Origin of the sequence: Pseudomonas sp. SG20052, assembly GCF_031766055.1 — a bacterium.
GTDB lineage: Bacteria > Pseudomonadota > Gammaproteobacteria > Pseudomonadales > Pseudomonadaceae > Aquipseudomonas > Aquipseudomonas mandelii.
Genome location: NZ_CP134498.1, coordinates 4,065,293 through 4,080,705, shown reverse-complemented (window position 1 = coordinate 4,080,705; position 15,413 = coordinate 4,065,293). Strand labels below are relative to the sequence as shown.

Genomic DNA, 15,413 nt, shown 5'->3' with positions numbered 1-15,413 from the left:
ACGGGATGTGGGCATGTTTAAAATGTTGTCGGATTTTGGGGCTGCTTCGCCGTCCAACGGGAGCAAGTTCCCTCGCCACAGGGGGCGGTTTCCTACGTGAAATTCGGACGTCAAGATTCGACGATTGTCAGGGTGACGTCCTGGTGAGCAGTGAAGTCAGGCCGATGCCGCCTCTTGAAAATAATTCCAGTGTCCACCGCCGTCTAAAAAATGTACGTTGATGTACATTTTATGTACGCCTTGCACGCAGCCGCGTACAGTTGCCGGGACATCAGATATCAAAGAGGAAGCCAAAATGCCGCAGGCAGGAAAGACGCGAATCAAGGCGCAAGAAGCGGGTTGGCGTGGCTCCGTCAATGGCTGGCTGGACGCGGCTTACGATGCGCTGAAGGAATCCGGTGTGGACGCCGTGCGGGTGATGCCGTTGGCCAAGCGGCTGAATTTGTCGCGCACCAGTTTCTACTGGTTTTATGAAGACCGGGAGCAGTTGCTCGCGGCGCTGCTGGCGCGGTGGCGGGACAAGAACACCGGCGGCCTGATTGGCCAGTGCGAGAGTTATTCAGAAAGTATTTCCGAAGCGATCCTCAACGTTTTCGAATGCTGGTTAAACCCTGATTTGTTTGACTCGCAGTTTGAATTTGCCGTGCGCAGCTGGGCGCTGCAATCGGCTGAGGTGTCCGCCGAAATCGCGCTGGCTGATGAAGCGCGAATCAATGCCCTGGCCGCGATGTTCCGACGGTTCGGTTATGAGGTTGCGGCCGCCGACGCTCGGGCCAGAACGATCTATCTCACCCAGATCGGCTACATCTCCATGAAAACCACTGAGGATATCGTCGTGCGTTTCCGGCGAATCCCTGAGTACGTCACCGTATTTACCGGCAAAGCACCGAAGCGGCGCGAGCTCGACCGGTTTTATGGGAAATTCGGCTACGCAGAAAAAGAGCCGGGGGTTTTCGTGTCACGGGTCGACAGCTTTGAGGAGGCCACCCCCGATGCAGAATAGAACCCTGGGCATCATCGGTGGCACCGGCTGGCTGGGCCGCGCGATTGCGCAGGCGCTGCTCGATACCGGCTTCATCTGTCCTGATCGTTTGCTGGTCTCGAACCGGTCCGGCACCCACGCGTTCGAACCACCGGTGCGGCTGCTGGCTGACAACCAGCAGCTGGTGGATCTCAGCGATATCGTTGTGCTGTCGATCCGGCCAGAACAATTTCGCGAACTGCGGATAAACGCCAAGGGCAAGCTCGTGATTTCCCTGATGGCCGGGGTTCCGGCGGCGGCTATTCGCGCGGCAACGGGCGCCGAAGTGGTGGTACGGGCGATGCCGAATGCGGCGGTGGAAATCAGGCAATCGTTCACGCCTTGGTGCTGTCCTGCCAGCCTGTGCGAGCAGGACCGAGCGCTGGTGCAACGGTTGTTCGAGTGCGTGGGCGCGGCGGATGAAGTGCCGGATGAGGACTGTATCGATTACCTCAGCGCGCTGTCCGGCACCGGGCCTGCCTTGGCGGCGATGTTGCATCAGGCGTTGATGAATCAGGCGGTGGCGGCGGGCATCCCGGCCGCGATCGCACAACGAGCCGCACAAGGTGTGGTGGTGGGCGGCGGTCAATTACTCGCCAGCCATGATCCCCGGCAAATGATTGAAAACTTGATGGCTTATCGCGGGGTGACGGCGGCCGTGCTGCAGTCGATGGCTGATCAGGGCATCGAAGCCATGGTGGGGCGTGCCGTGCAGGAGGGCGCGCAAGTGGCCCGGCGAGGCATGTAGTCGATCGGTTTGGGCGCACACTTTGCGCCCGAAGCGCCTCCTTCCGCTCAGGGAAGGAGGCTGTGGAGTCAAATATCTTTCACCAGTCGCAACGCGTCATAGATCGCCGCGTGGGTATTTCGAGCGGACACTGCATCACCAATCCTGAACAACTGGAAACGCCCTTGCGGGTTGGTGACGATGTGCTGTGCGTTGCCCGCGATGAGGTCGTGCTGTTCGACTGCGCCTTCATTGCTCGAATGAGGACGAAGGTCGAAATACAGGTCATCCAGGGGGATCGTGCCGTGGTTGACGACGACCTGATCGACCACGCGTTGCTTGTGGACCTTGCCGTAATCGCTGCCGAAGGTCGCAATGAGCCTGCCATCGCGTTTCTCGACCGCTTCGACCCGATAGGTGACGGTGAAGGTGACGGCCAGGTCCTGCAGGCTGCGCATATAGGGCACCAGGTTCATCGCCATGACTTCGGGTGCAAACGACCGGTCTGGGGTGACGATCTCGACGGTCGCACCGCTTTGCGCGATGACTTCGGCCGCCTGCAGGGCGGCGTGGTCGCCGGCATCATCGAAGATCAGGACATTGCGGCCAGGCTTTACATCGCCGGAGATGATGTCCCAGGTCGAGACCACCAGGTCATTGCCCTGCGACAGCACCTCGGTATGGGGCAGGCCGCCGGTGGCAACGATTACCACGTCCGGTTCATGGGCCAATACCGTGTCGGCCTCGGCCCAGGTGTTGAAGTGGAATTTGACGCCCAGGCGCTCGCACTGGCTCATCCGCCAATCGATGATGCCGATCATTTCGCGTCGGCGCTCGCTCAGTGCCGTCAGCCGGATTTGGCCGCCAGGGCGGTCGGCCGCTTCCAGCACGGTGACATCGTGGCCGCGCTCGCCGGCCACGCGCGCCGCCTCCAGACCTGCGGGGCCGCTACCGATGACCAGGACCTTGCGCTTCACCGCCGCTTTGGGAATGTCATGGGGCATCGTGGTTTCCCGGCCGGTCGCCGGGTTGTGGATGCAATAGGCGGCGCCACCCTGATAGATCCGGTCCAGGCAGTAATTCGCACCCACGCACGGGCGGATATCCTCTTCACGCTTCTCGATGATTTTGCGCACGATGTGCGGGTCGGTCATGTGCGCGCGGGTCATGCCGACCATGTCCACCTTGCCTGACGCAATGGCGTAACGCGCGGTGGCAACGTCGGGAATCTTCGCGGCGTGGAAGGTCGGAAAACCCGTGGCGGAGCGAATCTCGCCGGCGAAGTCCAGGTGCGGGGAATTGCGCATGCCCTGGATCGGGATGACGTCGGTCAGGCCCGCGTCGGTGTCGATGTGGCCGCGCACGACGTTCAGGAAGTCCACCAGCCCGCTGTCCTTGAGCATGTGTGAGACCTGCATGCCCTCGCTGGCATTGAAGCCGCCCGGCAGTTGTTCATCACCCGTATAGCGCACACCCAGCAGGAAATCTTCGCCGACCCGTTGGCGGATGCCCCTGAGGATGTCGAACGTAAAGCGCATGCGGTTTTCCAGCGAGCCGCCATAAGGGCCTTCGAGGTCATTGGTCAGCGGTGACCAGAACTGATCCATCAGGTGCCCGTAAGCCTGTAATTCCAGGCCATCAAGCCCGGCCGCCTTCATGCGCTCGGCGGCATCCACGTAGTCCTTGATGATCCGCTCGATGTCCCAGTCTTCCATCTTCTTCGGGAAGGACCGGTGCGAAGCCTCGCGTCGGTGCGAGGGCGATACCACGGGCAACCAGTCGGCTTTGTCCCAGCGGGTACGGCGGCCCAGGTGTGTCAGCTGGATCATCACGGCCGCGCCGTGTTCATGGCATTCGTCGGTCAGGTCTTTCATCCATTTGACCACTTCGTCCTTGTAGGCGAGCACGTTGTTGAACACCGGAGGGCTGTCTCGGGACACGGCTGCGGAGCCGGCGGTCATGGTCAGGGCCACGCCGGCTTTGGCGCGTTCGACGTGGTAAGCGCGATACAACGCCTGCGGCATGCCATCGACCGGGTAGGCCGGTTCGTGCGCGGTGGTCATGATCCGGTTTTTCAGGGTCAGGTGCTTGATCTTGTAGGGTTGCAGCAAGGGATCGCTGGACATCGTGGTGCGCTCCGTAGTGGGGCTTCATCGGGCTTGGCGAGTTGAAATTAGGATAACTGTACACCTGTGTCAATCATCGTTGACACAGGTGTACATTTTTCTTGCGCGCCGCAAAACTCGTCGATAAGATCAAGCTCGAAAGGGTGCAGAGACCCCGTCGTCAGTGTTCTGGATGGATGACATGCATGGGATTGCGAGGGGCAGAAGAAGAGGGCTGCGCTGCCCGGGCTTAAAGCAGCGAAGACTGCACTGTTCACGACCGTAAGGCCGTTCAAATGAAGACAACCTGCCTATCCCACATCAATAGGAAGACGCCTGATGAACGCTCGTTCGCCGTATCGAAAAAAAGCCTGTGCCTGCCTTTTCGGCTTTGCGCTTGGAGCAAGTGCAGCACTGGCACAGGCTGCTGAACCCGAGCCCGTGCGCATTGGCTGGGTCAATTGGTCCGACACCGAAATCACCGTCAAACTGGCCAGCACCGCGTTGCAGGAACATCTCAAGCAACCGGTCAAACTGGTGATGGCCGACATTGGCATTCAATTCCAGGCGCTGGCCAACGGTAATATCGACCTGATCCCGATGGTGTGGCTACCGAGTACCCACAAGGCGTTTTACGACAAGTACAAGGACCGGCTGGAAGACCTCGGCGTGCTGTATGAAGGGCGGATCGGCATGGCCGTGCCCACCTCGGTGCCCATCAGTGAAGTGGCGAGCGTCGAGGATCTGAACAAACCGCAGGTCCGGGAAAAACTCGACGGCAAGATCCTCACCTCTGAAGTCGGCAATGGCCAATACAAGCTCACGGTCAAGGCCATGGAAGAATACAAGCTCGACGGGTACAAGCTGGTGGCCTCCTCGGAAACCGGCATGCTCAATGAGCTGGACCGCAACCTCAAACGTGACAAATGGTCCCTGGTCAATGCCTGGAGCCCACACTGGATGTTCTCCAAGTGGTCACTGCGTTACCTGGATGATCCCAAGCATATCTTTGGTGGCGCCGAGCAGATTCACGCCATGGCGCGCAAAGGTTTTAGCCAGCAGTACCCGGAAGTGGCGTATTTCTTCGCTCATTACTCGATCCCCCAGGCGGACCTGGAAGCGCTGATGATGCAGGCACGCCAAACCTCCTCTGACCAGGCCGTGGCCGCTTATTACGCGGCCAACAAACCGCGTTTCGAAGCGATGTTCGAGCAAGGCGGGCAGCGAGTCAGCACGCGACAGCCTTGAACACCTGAAAACACACAAGGCCGCGAAGGCGGCCTTGTTTTCATTCTCACTTCTTACACAACCGCAGCCTCGTCAATGCCGCTCTTCGATCTCGACAACGGTCATGCTCCACTCCTGCCAATTCATAGAAGGCAGCGTGTCTGACTGTCCCATGAGGCTGACAAGATAACGGGCGATGAGGTCATCATCGCCCGTTTTCTTTATGCCTGGCGCGCTGCCATGGCCGAGTAGCTGTTCATCAGGTTGCGGTAGTTCGGAATGCGCTGGGACAGCAAGTTGCCCAGGCCTTCGATGTCGTTGCGCCAGTCGCCCTGCAACTCGCAGGCGACCGAGAACCAGTTCATCATTTGCGCACCGGCTTGCGTCATGCGGTTCCACGCCGCCTGTTGCACGGTGGTGTTGAAGGTGCCGGAAGAATCCGTGACCACGAACACTTCAAACCCTTCAGCCAGGGCCGACAGCGTCGGGAAGGTCACGCACACATCGGTCACGACACCGGCAATGATCAGTTGTTTGCGACCGGTCGCCTTGATTGCCTTGACGAAGTCTTCGTTGTCCCAGGCGTTGATCTGGCCAGGACGGGCAATGTAGGGCGCGTCCGGAAACATTTCCTTGAGCTCCGGGACCAGCGGACCATTGGGGCCTTGTTCGAAACTGGTGGTCAGGATGGTCGGCAGTTCGAAGAACTTGGCCACGTCAGCCAGAGCCAGCACATTGTTCTTGAACTCGTTCGGCGAGAAGTCCTGCACCAGCGAGATCAGACCGGTCTGGTGGTCGATCATCAGGACTACGGCGTCGTCTTTGTTCAGGCGGTTGTATGTGGCGTTGCTCATGATGAAATCCTTTCTCTGTAGGGGTAAGTGGCTTCGTTCAACATGGGCTCAGATTAATGATCTACAGGAAAGGGAAAAAGAGGGTGAAAACGGTTTGACTGTCAACTCGGATGGGACAATCGATCGCCAACCGGCGAAAGCGGGCATTCACCGCAGCCCCATTCAGGCAAACGCATCCTCGATAAAGGCCTCCAACGCCTTGTCTTCCAATATCTCGATGGAGAAGTGCCCGAAGCGCTTGGGCAGCCAGATGATGCGGGTCCCGGACGGAGATTGCAGGTTCGCACGGGCGAGTGGTTTTCCGTTCTCGTCTTCTGGCTGAACACCCGCGGCGATCAATTCGTCATAGGCCTTCTCGATGTCCGGTGTGGAGTAGCAGTGGCGGTAAATCATGCCTTCGCCCGCGCAATCCAGGAGCGCCTTCAGGTTCCCCGCCAGCGGTTGTACCAGTATGAATCGCTCCGCACCGATCAACGCAATCGCGTAGCGCACGTGCAGACCACCGCGTTCCCAGACAAGCGTTTTAGAGATCCTGGCTTGCAGTATCTGTGCGTAGTAAGCACAGGCTTCTTCGAGGTTCTTGACCAGCACATCGACGTGACTGAACTTCAGCTCCATTGCATTCCTCCGGTTGAACCCGTGTCCATGGTAACGACCGCTGCCTCGGCATTAGAAGAATTTTCGTGTGGCCTTGGTTGCCCGTCCATGAGGCAGCGATGCACTTGCTTCTGCTGCACTATGGCGTCGGTCTGCTCGCCTGAGCACGGCACTGAGCAAACGCTGTCCGTATAAACCGACGCCAAGCCCCGATACGATGAGAACGACAGCAACGATTTTGTTGAATGACAGGGGCTCATTGAAAATCATGACTGAACCCAGCAGTCCGAATACTGGCACCAATAACGATAACGGCGCGACGGTAGACACTGGGTATCGTTTCAGGAGTGAATTCCACACCCAGTAGCCGAACAGGGTGTTGGGGTAGACCTGGAACAGGATCGACAGGACGGCACGGTAGTCGAGTTGATTCACCAATGCGCTGTAACCCGTCGAGCCGTTGACCGCGTAATCAAGCGCGAAAAGAGGGATGGGCGAAAAAGCACTGGACCACACCAGGAAAGCAAAGACCTGAGTTGTTCTGGCTTTTTTGTTGATTACGTTGGCCGCACTCCAGGCCACCGCGCCCAGCAGCACCAGCATCAGCCCTGCCGTCGTCACTGTCCCGTCAACAATCGAGATGATGCTCAACAAGCCACAGAAGGCGATGCCCATGCCCGCCAGTTGGTAGCGGGAAATGGTCTCCTTGAATACCCATGAGCCCAGCAGAATCGTGAAAAAAGCGCTGAACTGAAGCACCAGCGAAGCGATGCCAGCGGAGAGGCCCGACTTGATACCAAGGTTGACGACGCCCCAGAGTCCTATGCCGAAGACCAGACCGTAACCAATGATGTAGCGCCACTGTACATCGGGTTTCGGAATGAAAAAGATCGCTGGAAGTGCGCAAAGCGTAAAGCGAATGCCGGCAAGAATCAGCGGGTCAACGGTGGTGAGGCCCAGTTTGATCACTGAAAAATTCACACCCCAGATGGCCGTAATCGAGATGGCGAGTAGCAGGTGCCTGGCTTTCATGCTGATCTTCCTTGATTGGTCGGTGATAGATGACTCGTAAAAACCCAAAGCGCCAAAGCCGCAGCGCTGATCAAGGCGCCAAGCACGCTTGTTGCCATCCAGCCCCAGCGCGCATAAACCTGGGTTGCGGCGACCGCCCCCAGCGCACTGCCGACCGAGTAGAAGCACATGTAGGCGCCGACCATCCGACTTTGCGCGTCGGGTCGTGCCGCAAAAATGAAGCTCTGATTGGTGACGTGCACGGCTTGCACCGCGAAGTCGAGCACGACCACACCGAAAACCAGCGCGATCAGGGACGTCTGGGCAAAACTGATGGGCAACCAGGAAAGCGTCAGGAGCCCCAGCGAAAGGCCGGTCACGCGTTGACCCCAACCTCTATCGGCCCACTGGCCGGCTCTTCTTGCAGCCAGGGCACCGGCAACGCCCGCCAGGCCAAACAGGCCGATGGCCGTGTGTGAAAGCGACAGCGGCGGAGCGCTTAACGGCAGCACCATAGAGGTCCACAGCACTGAAAAAGCGGCAAAGATCAGCAAGGCCAACAGGCCCCTGGCCCGCAAAACCGGTTCGGTCATGAACAGCTTGAAGAGCGACCGGATCAGCGCGGGGTAGGTGTCTTGATTGCGTGGCAACGCCGTGGCGGGCACCACTTTCCACAGGACCGCCGCGAGGGTCAGCATCAATCCTGAGGAGACGAAATAGACGGCGCGCCAGCCCGCCAGATCGGCGATCAGCCCAGAGATAAACCGCGCCAGAAGAATGCCCAGGACAACTCCGCTTGTTAGGGTCCCCACGGCCTGCCCGCGTTGTGAGGGCGTTGCGAGCGCGGCGGCATAGGCTACAAGCACCTGAACCACCACTGCGAGTAATCCCATCACAATCATGGCGCCCAAGAGAGCCAGCCACTGCTGTGAAGCGCCGACGGCCGCCAGCGCGAGGGCAGACAGCATCACTTGAGTCAAAATCATCCGTTTACGGTTGACCCTGTCGCCCAGCGGTACGATGAACAACAACCCCAGCGCGTATCCGGCCTGAGTGGCCGTCACCACGACCCCGATCACTCCTGAAGTGACCCCCAGGCTTTCAGCCATTGAGGCGAGCAAGGGTTGGGCGAAGTAAACATTGGCGACGGCTAGCGCGCAGGTGACAGAAAACAATAACGTGAGTGACGGAGAAAGCCCCGAGGATTGGCCAGTCCTACTGCATTCTCCGGTTTCCGTAGGCGGCAATCCCACAGGCTGCCCGGTGCTACGTTTGGCTATTGCGTTGGCATCTGCTGTCATAAGCGCCTCCATGGCGTTAAGCTGGTTGCAATTAAAAACCGGATTCGATTATTGCTGAATCAAGTTTCAAATTGCAACCAGCTTGGTCGGCAGACTTGGCAACCGTTATCCAAAAGGTAGATACGATGGTCGAAGGCACTTCACCACAAAGCAGCGAATGCCCGGTAGCAAGAACACTGGAGGTGATTGGGGATCGCTGGTCGCTCATGATCCTTCGCGACGCCTTTGACGATATTCGCCGATTCAGCGAATTTCAGAAGAGCCTGGGCGTGGCCAAAAATATCCTGGCCTCGCGGCTAAAGGCATTGGTTGAGGTCGGGGTCTTCGACGTTCGACCGGCGTCAGATGGAAGCGCCTACAAGGAGTACGTCCTGACGGACAAAGGACGTGAGATCTTTCCGGTGGTGGTCAGCATGAGGCAGTGGGGCGAACGTTTCCTGTTCCAGCCGCAGGAAACGCGTTCTGTGCTGTTGGACAAGGCATCCGGCCAGGCCCTGATGCCGATGGATGTTCGTTCATCAAGCGGGCAAAAACTGGGGCCGTCTGACTGCCACAGGGTGAGACTTGTCGACGGCGAGTCGTGAAACAACAGCAGTCGAGTTAGCTGCTCGAAGTTCGCTATCCGCGGTTATTGCGCAAGATGGAAAAATTCAACGCTGCCGCCACACAAAGCCACACAAGGTAGGGGAACAGGATCAAGCCTGTGATCACATCTAGCCGCATCGCCATCACCACCATCGCTGCGACCACCAGCCAGAGCAGCGTCAGGATCACCATCGCGGCAAAAATGCGGTGTGCGCCGAAAAACACCGGTGTCCACAGCGTATTCAGGGCAATCTGCGCCGCCCATAACGCCAGCACCACCTGACTTCCAGGTATCAGGGACAACCGGTAACCGGCCCAGGCGAGCAACAGATAGATAATCGACCAGGCGACGGGAAACAGCCAGTTGGGTGGCGTGAAGCTCGGTTTGACGAGTGATTCGTACCACTGGCCCGGTTTGAAAAGAAGGCCAGTACTGGCCGCCGCGCCGCAGGCTAAAAGAAAAATCAGAAAGGTCATCATCAGTCCTTCGTTGAAGTCAGCTGTGTGGGGGTTGTAAAAACCGGTCGGCCATTCATGCCGCTAGGCGCCCGGTACGCCAGGCACATCCATGTTGATCTTGCGCCAGGCGGCTTCGGATAAGCTGTACACCGAAAAGGCGATCAATCCCAGGGCCATCACCATCAAGATGACGCCGCCGGCCGGCAGGTTCTGCAGCGCATCGAGGGCCTCCTTCATGCCGGGCGGGTCCATGGCTTTATAGCGGGAGCCGCTGATGATCAGCAACAGGGCGATCTCGATGAACACGACGCCACGGGCGATAAGACCGAATCGAGAGACCGGACGGACGTAGCGCATGACGTCTTCGTCCGCTTCGAAATATTTCTCGAACGACGACTTCCAGCCCTTGATGATGTGAGCAATGCCTACGCCCAGAGGGATGAGCGCGACGAGGTAGACCACGACATTCGAGTGTTCCCAGGACAACAGATGCGCCAGTAGATCCCTGGTCTGCCCGCCGCCGGAATCGCCCGAGCTGCTGATGCCGCTGATGAGCAAGCCCAACGCAAAAAACGCCAGCGCGCCGTTGACCAAACCTCCTGCCAACAGTCCTGCCCGGATGACCAACCCCTTCATTTCGTGACCATGATGATCAACGTCGCGCAGGGCTTGCAGCACTCGCCAACAGGCGAAGGCGAGCAGGCCTGCGACCACCAATCCGACTAAAACGTAACCGAAAGGCTGGCTTAACACGGCCTCCAGGCTCCTGTGACTGTCTTTGGGTTTTGTCGAATCTTGAGCCGCCAGCAGCGCGAAGATGCCAATGATCAGGTAAAGAACGCCGCGAGCGGCATAGCCTCCCCGAGCGAGTACAACAAGGCTTTGGTGCGCAGACATGAGAGCTCATTCCAGAGAAGTACTACAGGAGCAGACCTTTCAGGCGTGGAGGGGTTCGATTGAAGATAGGGTTCGACCAACCCCTCGGTCGATATTGTCAGGCAGGACTAAGCTCAAGCCGCAAATCAAGCGTTGTCATGTCAGTATCACCCGGGACAACGGGCGCCCTGAACCTTGCAGCATCACGCGCCGGAGGCATCCCGAACAGGCGTGCATATTCACGGCTGAATTGTGATGCGCTTTCATACCCCACGGTGAAGGCAATTGAAGCGGCATCGCGAGGGTCGAACAGCAATAACCAGCGAGCCCTGAGCAGGCGCAGGCGCTTTTGATATTGAATGGGCGTCATGCCTGTGATGGATTTGAAATGCCGATAAAACGCCGCAACGCTCATGTCGGTCATGGTCGCCAGTGGCTCGACGCGAAAGGGTTCGGTGTAGTGCTCACGGATCCATTGGGTGGCGCGGCGTATCTGCGCCAGACGACCATCCGGGCGAGCGATTTCACGCAGCATCGGCCCTAGCGGTCCTTGCAAGGCTCGAAACAGAATCTCCCGCTCAAGCATCGGCGCCAGTATCGCGGCTTCGTTTGGGCGGTCCATCAGCCGCATCATGCGCAACCAGGCGTCGATCATTTCAGCCTGTGCCGGCACCGCCGCAAAGCGGCTTGCGGGTGGCGGCGCGGTCGTCTTGATGTCGGTTGTCAGCAGCGTCGTGATGACGCTCGGGTCCAGGGTCAGGCTGATCGCAAGATAGGGCAAGCCTGGTCCGCCGGGGTGTATCTCACCGGTGGCGGGCACGTCCACCGGCACGAGGAAGTAGGTCATCGGCAGATACTGATAAACCTGATCGCCGATAGACAAGGTTTTCGCACCCTGGAGCACCAGGTGCAGCATCGGCTGATACACCTGGCTCGCACACGCCTCCGCCTGGACCATCGTCACACGCGGCAGCCCGCTGTCCGTCCACTTGTTTTCCGCGCGCATCACGAGGCGGCGCAGTTCTTCGATCGCAGGATTCATGCGCTGAACATGAGCCATCGCCGCGAGCAGGGCAAGCCATGCGAGAAAAATAGGCAAGCATTCGATAACAACTGGCAACCGTTTGTCCTTCGCCTGCCCGGATACTGGGGGCAAGCGGCAGGTTGCATTCAGGCCTTCAAAACCTGATGGCAGGCAGACCTGCGATGGATCAATCAACTCAGGTAAAGGTCAGCCTCATGAAACTCGAAGGAAAAATTGCTGTTGTCACGGGCGCATCGAAAGGCATCGGCGCAGGTATTGCCAAAGCATTGGGCGCGGCAGGAGCAACGGTCGTTGTGAACTACGCGTCGAGCAAAGCCGACGCCGATGCGGTGGTCGCGCAGATTCAGGGACAGGGCGGTAAAGCCGTCGCCATTCAGGCGGATATCAGCCAATCAGCCGATGTGGTCCGCCTGTTCGACACGGTCAAGGCGGACTTCGGGGCGCTGGATATTCTGGTGAACAATGCGGGCGTCGCGGTATTTCAAATGATCGAAGACCTCACCGAGGACGCGTTCCACCAGCAATTCAATCTGAATGTGCTCGGGTATCTCCTGGCGGTCCGAGAAGCCGTCAAGCTGCTTGGCCCCTCGGGCAGCATCATCAACATCAGCTCGATTCTCAGCACCGATCCCTACTTGGCCTCCAGCGTTTATTCGGCCACCAAGGGCGCGGTTGATACATTGACGTTTGCCTTGGCCAGAGAGCTCGGGCCGCGAGGGATCAGGGTCAACTCGATCTTGCCCGGTCACACCAATACGCCGGCGACGGAGGGCAACTTCGCCGGAGCGTTTGGTGAACAGCTGATCGCCGGTACGCCGCTTGGTCGTTTCGGTGAGCCCGAAGATATTGCGCCGCTGGCCGTTTTCCTGGCGTCCGACGACTCGCATTGGGTCACCGGCGAATCCATCAGGGCATCGGGTGGTGTTCGTGGGGTGGGTTACTGAATCCTGTGATGATTGCGACCGGTGCGGGGTGACAGGCACCCGCAAATGACAAAAGGGCCACGTCTCTCCGTATCACTGGATCGAGGTGGCCCCTTTCAGGCTCACAGATTCAACAACGGCATCACTTCACATCAAAGCGATCCAGGTTCATCACCTTGGTCCACGCCGCCACGAAGTCCTTCACAAACTTCTCTTTCGCATCACTGCTCGCGTACACCTCAGCCAGCGCCCTCAATTGCGCATGAGAGCCGAAGACCAGATCAACCCGCGTGCCGGTCCACTTCAATTCGCCGGTTTTGCGATCGCGTGCTTCAAACTCCTCGTTGGCCTCTGAGGTCGGTTTCCATTCCACGCCCATGTCCAGCAGGTTCTTGAAGAAGTCATTGGTCAATGCCTCTGGCTGCTGGGTGAACACGCCGTGTTTTGTTTGCCCGACGTTGGTGTTCAACACGCGAAGACCACCCACGAGCGCGGTCATTTCTGGCGCGGTGAGCGTCAGCTGTTGCGCCTTGTCGATCAACAGATGCTCGGCCGACACGCTGTAACGGGATTTGAGGTAGTTGCGAAAGCCATCGGCGATGGGTTCGAGGAAGCCGAAAGACTCGACATCCGTCTGCTCTTGCGAGGCGTCCATCCGCCCGGGTGTGAACGGCACGGTGACGCTGTGGCCGGCATTTTTTGCGGCCTGTTCGACACCTGCATTACCCGCCAGAACGATCAAATCCGCCAGCGAGATTTTCTTGCCGCTGTTGTTGAACTCGCTCTGGATGCTCTCCAGTTTCGCCAGCACGTTCGCCAGTTGCTCAGGCTGGTTGGCTTGCCAGGATTTCTGCGGCGCCAGACGCAGACGACCGCCGTTGGCGCCGCCACGTTTATCGGAGCCACGGAAGGTGGAAGCTGCTGCCCAAGCTGTTGATACCAATTGCGAGACGCTCAGGCCCGAGGCAAGCACTTTGCTCTTGAGCGCTGCGACGTCGCTGTCGTTGACCAAAGCATGGTCGACTTCCGGGATCGGGTCTTGCCACAGCAGTTCTTCGCCGGGCATTTCCGGGCCGAGGTAGCGGGAGAGGGGGCCCATGTCACGGTGGATCAGTTTGAACCAGGCACGGGCGAAGGCGTCGGCCAACTGATCCGGATTGGCCAGGAAGCGCCGAGAGATCGGTTCGTAGATCGGGTCGAATCGCAGGGCCAGGTCTGAGGTCAGCATGGTGGGATTACGCCGTTTGGACGGGTCGAAAGCATCCGGGATGGTGCCGGCGCCCGCGCCGTTTTTCGCAACCCACTGGTGCGCACCGGCCGGGCTTTTGCTCAGTTCCCAGTCGAAGCCGAACAGGTTTTCCAGGTAGTTGTTGCTCCACCGGGTGGGTGTGGTGGTCCAGGTCACTTCCAGGCCGCTGGTGATGGTGTCCGGGCCTTTGCCGGTGCCGAAGCTGTTCTTCCAGCCAAGGCCTTGTGCTTCGAGTCCCGCCGCCTCAGGTTCGGCGCCTACGTTGTCGGCGGGTCCGGCGCCGTGGGTTTTGCCGAAGGCGTGGCCGCCGGCAATCAGCGCCACGGTTTCTTCGTCATTCATTGCCATGCGGCCGAAGGTCTCGCGGATGTCTATGGCGGATCTGACCGGGTCTGGCTCGCCTTCCGGGCCTTCGGGGTTGACGTAAATCAGGCCCATTTGCACGGCGGCCAGCGGGTTTTCGAGATTGCGACCGTGTTCGGTACGGCTCTCCTCGTTTTTGCCGGGTTCGGCCACGAGTGGACCGTCACCGGGTGCTTCCACGGGAGCATTGTCGTCTTTGCCGTAGCGGGTGTCGCCGCCCAGCCATTTGTTTTCCGAGCCCCAGTAGACGTCTTCATCGGGTTCCCAGACGTCCGCACGGCCACCGGAAAAACCAAAGGTCTTGAAGCCCATGGACTCCAGCGCGACGTTGCCGGTAAGGACGATCAGGTCGGCCCAGGAAATTTTGCGACCGTACTTTTGCTTGATCGGCCAGAGCAGCCGGCGCGCCTTGTCGAGGCTGACGTTGTCCGGCCAGCTGTTGAGCGGTGCAAAACGCTGTTGGCCCGAGCCGGCGCCGCCCCGACCGTCACCTGTGCGGTAAGTGCCTGCGGCGTGCCAGGCCATGCGAACGAACAGCGGTCCATAGTGACCGAAGTCCGCCGGCCACCAGTCTTGCGAATCGGTCATCAGCGCCGTCAAGTCGCGCTTGACCGCCTCAAAGTCCAGGGTCTTGAATTCTTCGGCGTAGTTGAAGCCCTCGTCCATGGGGTCGGACAGGGACGAGTGCTGGTGCAGGATCTTCAGATTCAGTTGGTTCGGCCACCAATCGCGGTTCGTCGTGCCACCGCCAGCGGCGTGATTGAACGGGCATTTCGATTCATTTGCCATGTGTGAGCTACCTTTGGTCGTGTTTCATCCGGCTATCGGCCCGGGGTGGGCGTTAGATAGCAACGAGCGAATTCAATGACATAGGCTGCAGGACCCACAGTTGGATCAACTGATTGTCTGGACCACACGGGAATTCTGAACTGCGGCAATCGAGTTGCCTGCGCGGTGGCCCACAGGTGGCCTAGTCAAGCTTCGGACTCATTCCTGTCTCCTTATCAGCACTAAACCGGCCAGCTTGTTCCGCCAGCGCTGGATACAGGTTAGACCCCACTTGGGAAGTC

The 15,413-nt window shown here is 59.0% G+C and carries 14 protein-coding genes; 5 read left to right on the top strand and 9 right to left on the bottom strand.

All coding sequences use genetic code 11. The features are described from left to right. Window positions 1–295 precede the first annotated feature (295 nt). Both RHP74_RS18665 and RHP74_RS18660 read left to right on the top strand, forming a co-directional pair. Window positions 296–1,003, top strand: coding sequence for a TetR/AcrR family transcriptional regulator (locus RHP74_RS18665; protein WP_010455399.1), 708 nt, complete (start codon window positions 296–298; stop codon window positions 1,001–1,003). Next, on the top strand, window positions 993–1,769 hold the full coding sequence (locus tag RHP74_RS18660; protein WP_311096036.1) for a pyrroline-5-carboxylate reductase dimerization domain-containing protein: 777 nt from the start codon (window positions 993–995) through the stop codon (window positions 1,767–1,769). Before RHP74_RS18665 ends, RHP74_RS18660 begins: the two co-directional genes overlap by 11 nt. Before the next feature lie 68 nt (window positions 1,770–1,837). On the opposite strand, the gene RHP74_RS18655 is transcribed toward RHP74_RS18660, so the two are convergent. Next, window positions 1,838–3,874: an NADH:flavin oxidoreductase gene (locus RHP74_RS18655; protein ID WP_221106323.1), complete on the bottom strand. Its 2,037-nt coding sequence runs from the start codon at window positions 3,872–3,874 to the stop codon at window positions 1,838–1,840. A 318-nt stretch (window positions 3,875–4,192) separates the two neighbouring features. On the opposite strand from RHP74_RS18655, the gene RHP74_RS18650 reads away from it, so the two are divergent. Next, the gene (locus RHP74_RS18650) at window positions 4,193–5,101 is read left to right on the top strand and encodes a glycine betaine ABC transporter substrate-binding protein (RefSeq protein ID WP_010455394.1); all 909 of its coding nucleotides are present in this window, start codon (window positions 4,193–4,195) and stop codon (window positions 5,099–5,101) included. A gap of 200 nt (window positions 5,102–5,301) precedes the next feature. On the opposite strand, the gene ycaC is transcribed toward RHP74_RS18650, so the two are convergent. The 4 genes from ycaC to RHP74_RS18630 form a co-directional block, all read right to left on the bottom strand. Further along, window positions 5,302–5,934, bottom strand: a complete 633-nt coding sequence (gene ycaC, locus RHP74_RS18645; protein WP_077749496.1) for an isochorismate family cysteine hydrolase YcaC — start codon at window positions 5,932–5,934, stop codon at window positions 5,302–5,304. Between the two features lie 162 nt (window positions 5,935–6,096). Continuing rightward, window positions 6,097–6,552 carry a VOC family protein gene (locus RHP74_RS18640; protein WP_311096035.1) on the bottom strand — a complete coding sequence of 152 codons (456 nt, stop codon included), beginning with the start codon at window positions 6,550–6,552 and terminating at the stop codon, window positions 6,097–6,099. 51 nt (window positions 6,553–6,603) lie between these two features. Beyond that, window positions 6,604–7,563, bottom strand: coding sequence for an EamA family transporter (locus RHP74_RS18635; protein WP_077749495.1), 960 nt, complete (start codon window positions 7,561–7,563; stop codon window positions 6,604–6,606). Then, complete coding sequence (locus tag RHP74_RS18630; protein ID WP_311096034.1) at window positions 7,560–8,843, bottom strand: MFS transporter; 1,284 nt, start codon at window positions 8,841–8,843, stop codon at window positions 7,560–7,562. The genes RHP74_RS18635 and RHP74_RS18630 overlap by 4 nt, the downstream gene beginning before the upstream one ends. A 125-nt stretch (window positions 8,844–8,968) precedes the next feature. On the opposite strand from RHP74_RS18630, the gene RHP74_RS18625 reads away from it, so the two are divergent. Next, entirely contained in the window at window positions 8,969–9,427 is a 459-nt protein-coding gene (locus RHP74_RS18625; RefSeq protein WP_311096033.1) for a helix-turn-helix domain-containing protein, read from the top strand. 34 nt (window positions 9,428–9,461) lie between these two features. Here RHP74_RS18625 and tspO read toward each other — a convergent pair whose 3' ends face one another. The 3 genes from tspO to RHP74_RS18610 all read right to left on the bottom strand — a co-directional run bounded on the left by tspO (window position 9,462) and on the right by RHP74_RS18610 (window position 11,805). Next, complete coding sequence (gene tspO / locus RHP74_RS18620; protein ID WP_083377295.1) at window positions 9,462–9,905, bottom strand: tryptophan-rich sensory protein TspO; 444 nt, start codon at window positions 9,903–9,905, stop codon at window positions 9,462–9,464. A gap of 63 nt (window positions 9,906–9,968) precedes the next feature. Continuing rightward, complete coding sequence (locus RHP74_RS18615; protein ID WP_311096032.1) at window positions 9,969–10,784, bottom strand: DUF1206 domain-containing protein; 816 nt, start codon at window positions 10,782–10,784, stop codon at window positions 9,969–9,971. A 97-nt stretch (window positions 10,785–10,881) separates the two neighbouring features. Next, window positions 10,882–11,805, bottom strand: coding sequence for an AraC family transcriptional regulator (locus RHP74_RS18610; protein ID WP_311100514.1), 924 nt, complete (start codon window positions 11,803–11,805; stop codon window positions 10,882–10,884). A gap of 197 nt (window positions 11,806–12,002) precedes the next feature. On the opposite strand from RHP74_RS18610, the gene RHP74_RS18605 reads away from it, so the two are divergent. After that, the gene (locus tag RHP74_RS18605) at window positions 12,003–12,752 is read left to right on the top strand and encodes a glucose 1-dehydrogenase (RefSeq protein ID WP_077749510.1); all 750 of its coding nucleotides are present in this window, start codon (window positions 12,003–12,005) and stop codon (window positions 12,750–12,752) included. Between the two features lie 121 nt (window positions 12,753–12,873). Here the strand turns inward: RHP74_RS18605 and katG are convergent, their stop codons facing one another. Then, window positions 12,874–15,132 carry a catalase/peroxidase HPI gene (katG, locus tag RHP74_RS18600; protein WP_282410387.1) on the bottom strand — a complete coding sequence of 753 codons (2,259 nt, stop codon included), beginning with the start codon at window positions 15,130–15,132 and terminating at the stop codon, window positions 12,874–12,876. Between the last annotated feature and the right edge of the window lie 281 nt (window positions 15,133–15,413).

What these genes read in the sequence shown, in the direction of transcription:
- ycaC (WP_077749496.1), bottom strand. Translation starts at nt 5,934, where the DNA reads ATGAGCAACGCCACATACAACCGCCTGAACAAAGACGACGCCGTAGTC.
- RHP74_RS18655 (WP_221106323.1), bottom strand. Translation starts at nt 3,874, where the DNA reads ATGTCCAGCGATCCCTTGCTGCAACCCTACAAGATCAAGCACCTGACC.
- RHP74_RS18660 (WP_311096036.1), top strand. Translation starts at nt 993, where the DNA reads ATGCAGAATAGAACCCTGGGCATCATCGGTGGCACCGGCTGGCTGGGC.
- RHP74_RS18640 (WP_311096035.1), bottom strand. Translation starts at nt 6,552, where the DNA reads ATGGAGCTGAAGTTCAGTCACGTCGATGTGCTGGTCAAGAACCTCGAA.
- RHP74_RS18610 (WP_311100514.1), bottom strand. Translation starts at nt 11,805, where the DNA reads ATGAATCCTGCGATCGAAGAACTGCGCCGCCTCGTGATGCGCGCGGAA.
- tspO (WP_083377295.1), bottom strand. Translation starts at nt 9,905, where the DNA reads ATGACCTTTCTGATTTTTCTTTTAGCCTGCGGCGCGGCGGCCAGTACT.
- RHP74_RS18630 (WP_311096034.1), bottom strand. Translation starts at nt 8,843, where the DNA reads ATGACAGCAGATGCCAACGCAATAGCCAAACGTAGCACCGGGCAGCCT.
- RHP74_RS18615 (WP_311096032.1), bottom strand. Translation starts at nt 10,784, where the DNA reads ATGTCTGCGCACCAAAGCCTTGTTGTACTCGCTCGGGGAGGCTATGCC.
- RHP74_RS18625 (WP_311096033.1), top strand. Translation starts at nt 8,969, where the DNA reads ATGGTCGAAGGCACTTCACCACAAAGCAGCGAATGCCCGGTAGCAAGA.
- RHP74_RS18635 (WP_077749495.1), bottom strand. Translation starts at nt 7,563, where the DNA reads ATGAAAGCCAGGCACCTGCTACTCGCCATCTCGATTACGGCCATCTGG.
- katG (WP_282410387.1), bottom strand. Translation starts at nt 15,132, where the DNA reads ATGGCAAATGAATCGAAATGCCCGTTCAATCACGCCGCTGGCGGTGGC.
- RHP74_RS18605 (WP_077749510.1), top strand. Translation starts at nt 12,003, where the DNA reads ATGAAACTCGAAGGAAAAATTGCTGTTGTCACGGGCGCATCGAAAGGC.
- RHP74_RS18650 (WP_010455394.1), top strand. Translation starts at nt 4,193, where the DNA reads ATGAACGCTCGTTCGCCGTATCGAAAAAAAGCCTGTGCCTGCCTTTTC.
- RHP74_RS18665 (WP_010455399.1), top strand. Translation starts at nt 296, where the DNA reads ATGCCGCAGGCAGGAAAGACGCGAATCAAGGCGCAAGAAGCGGGTTGG.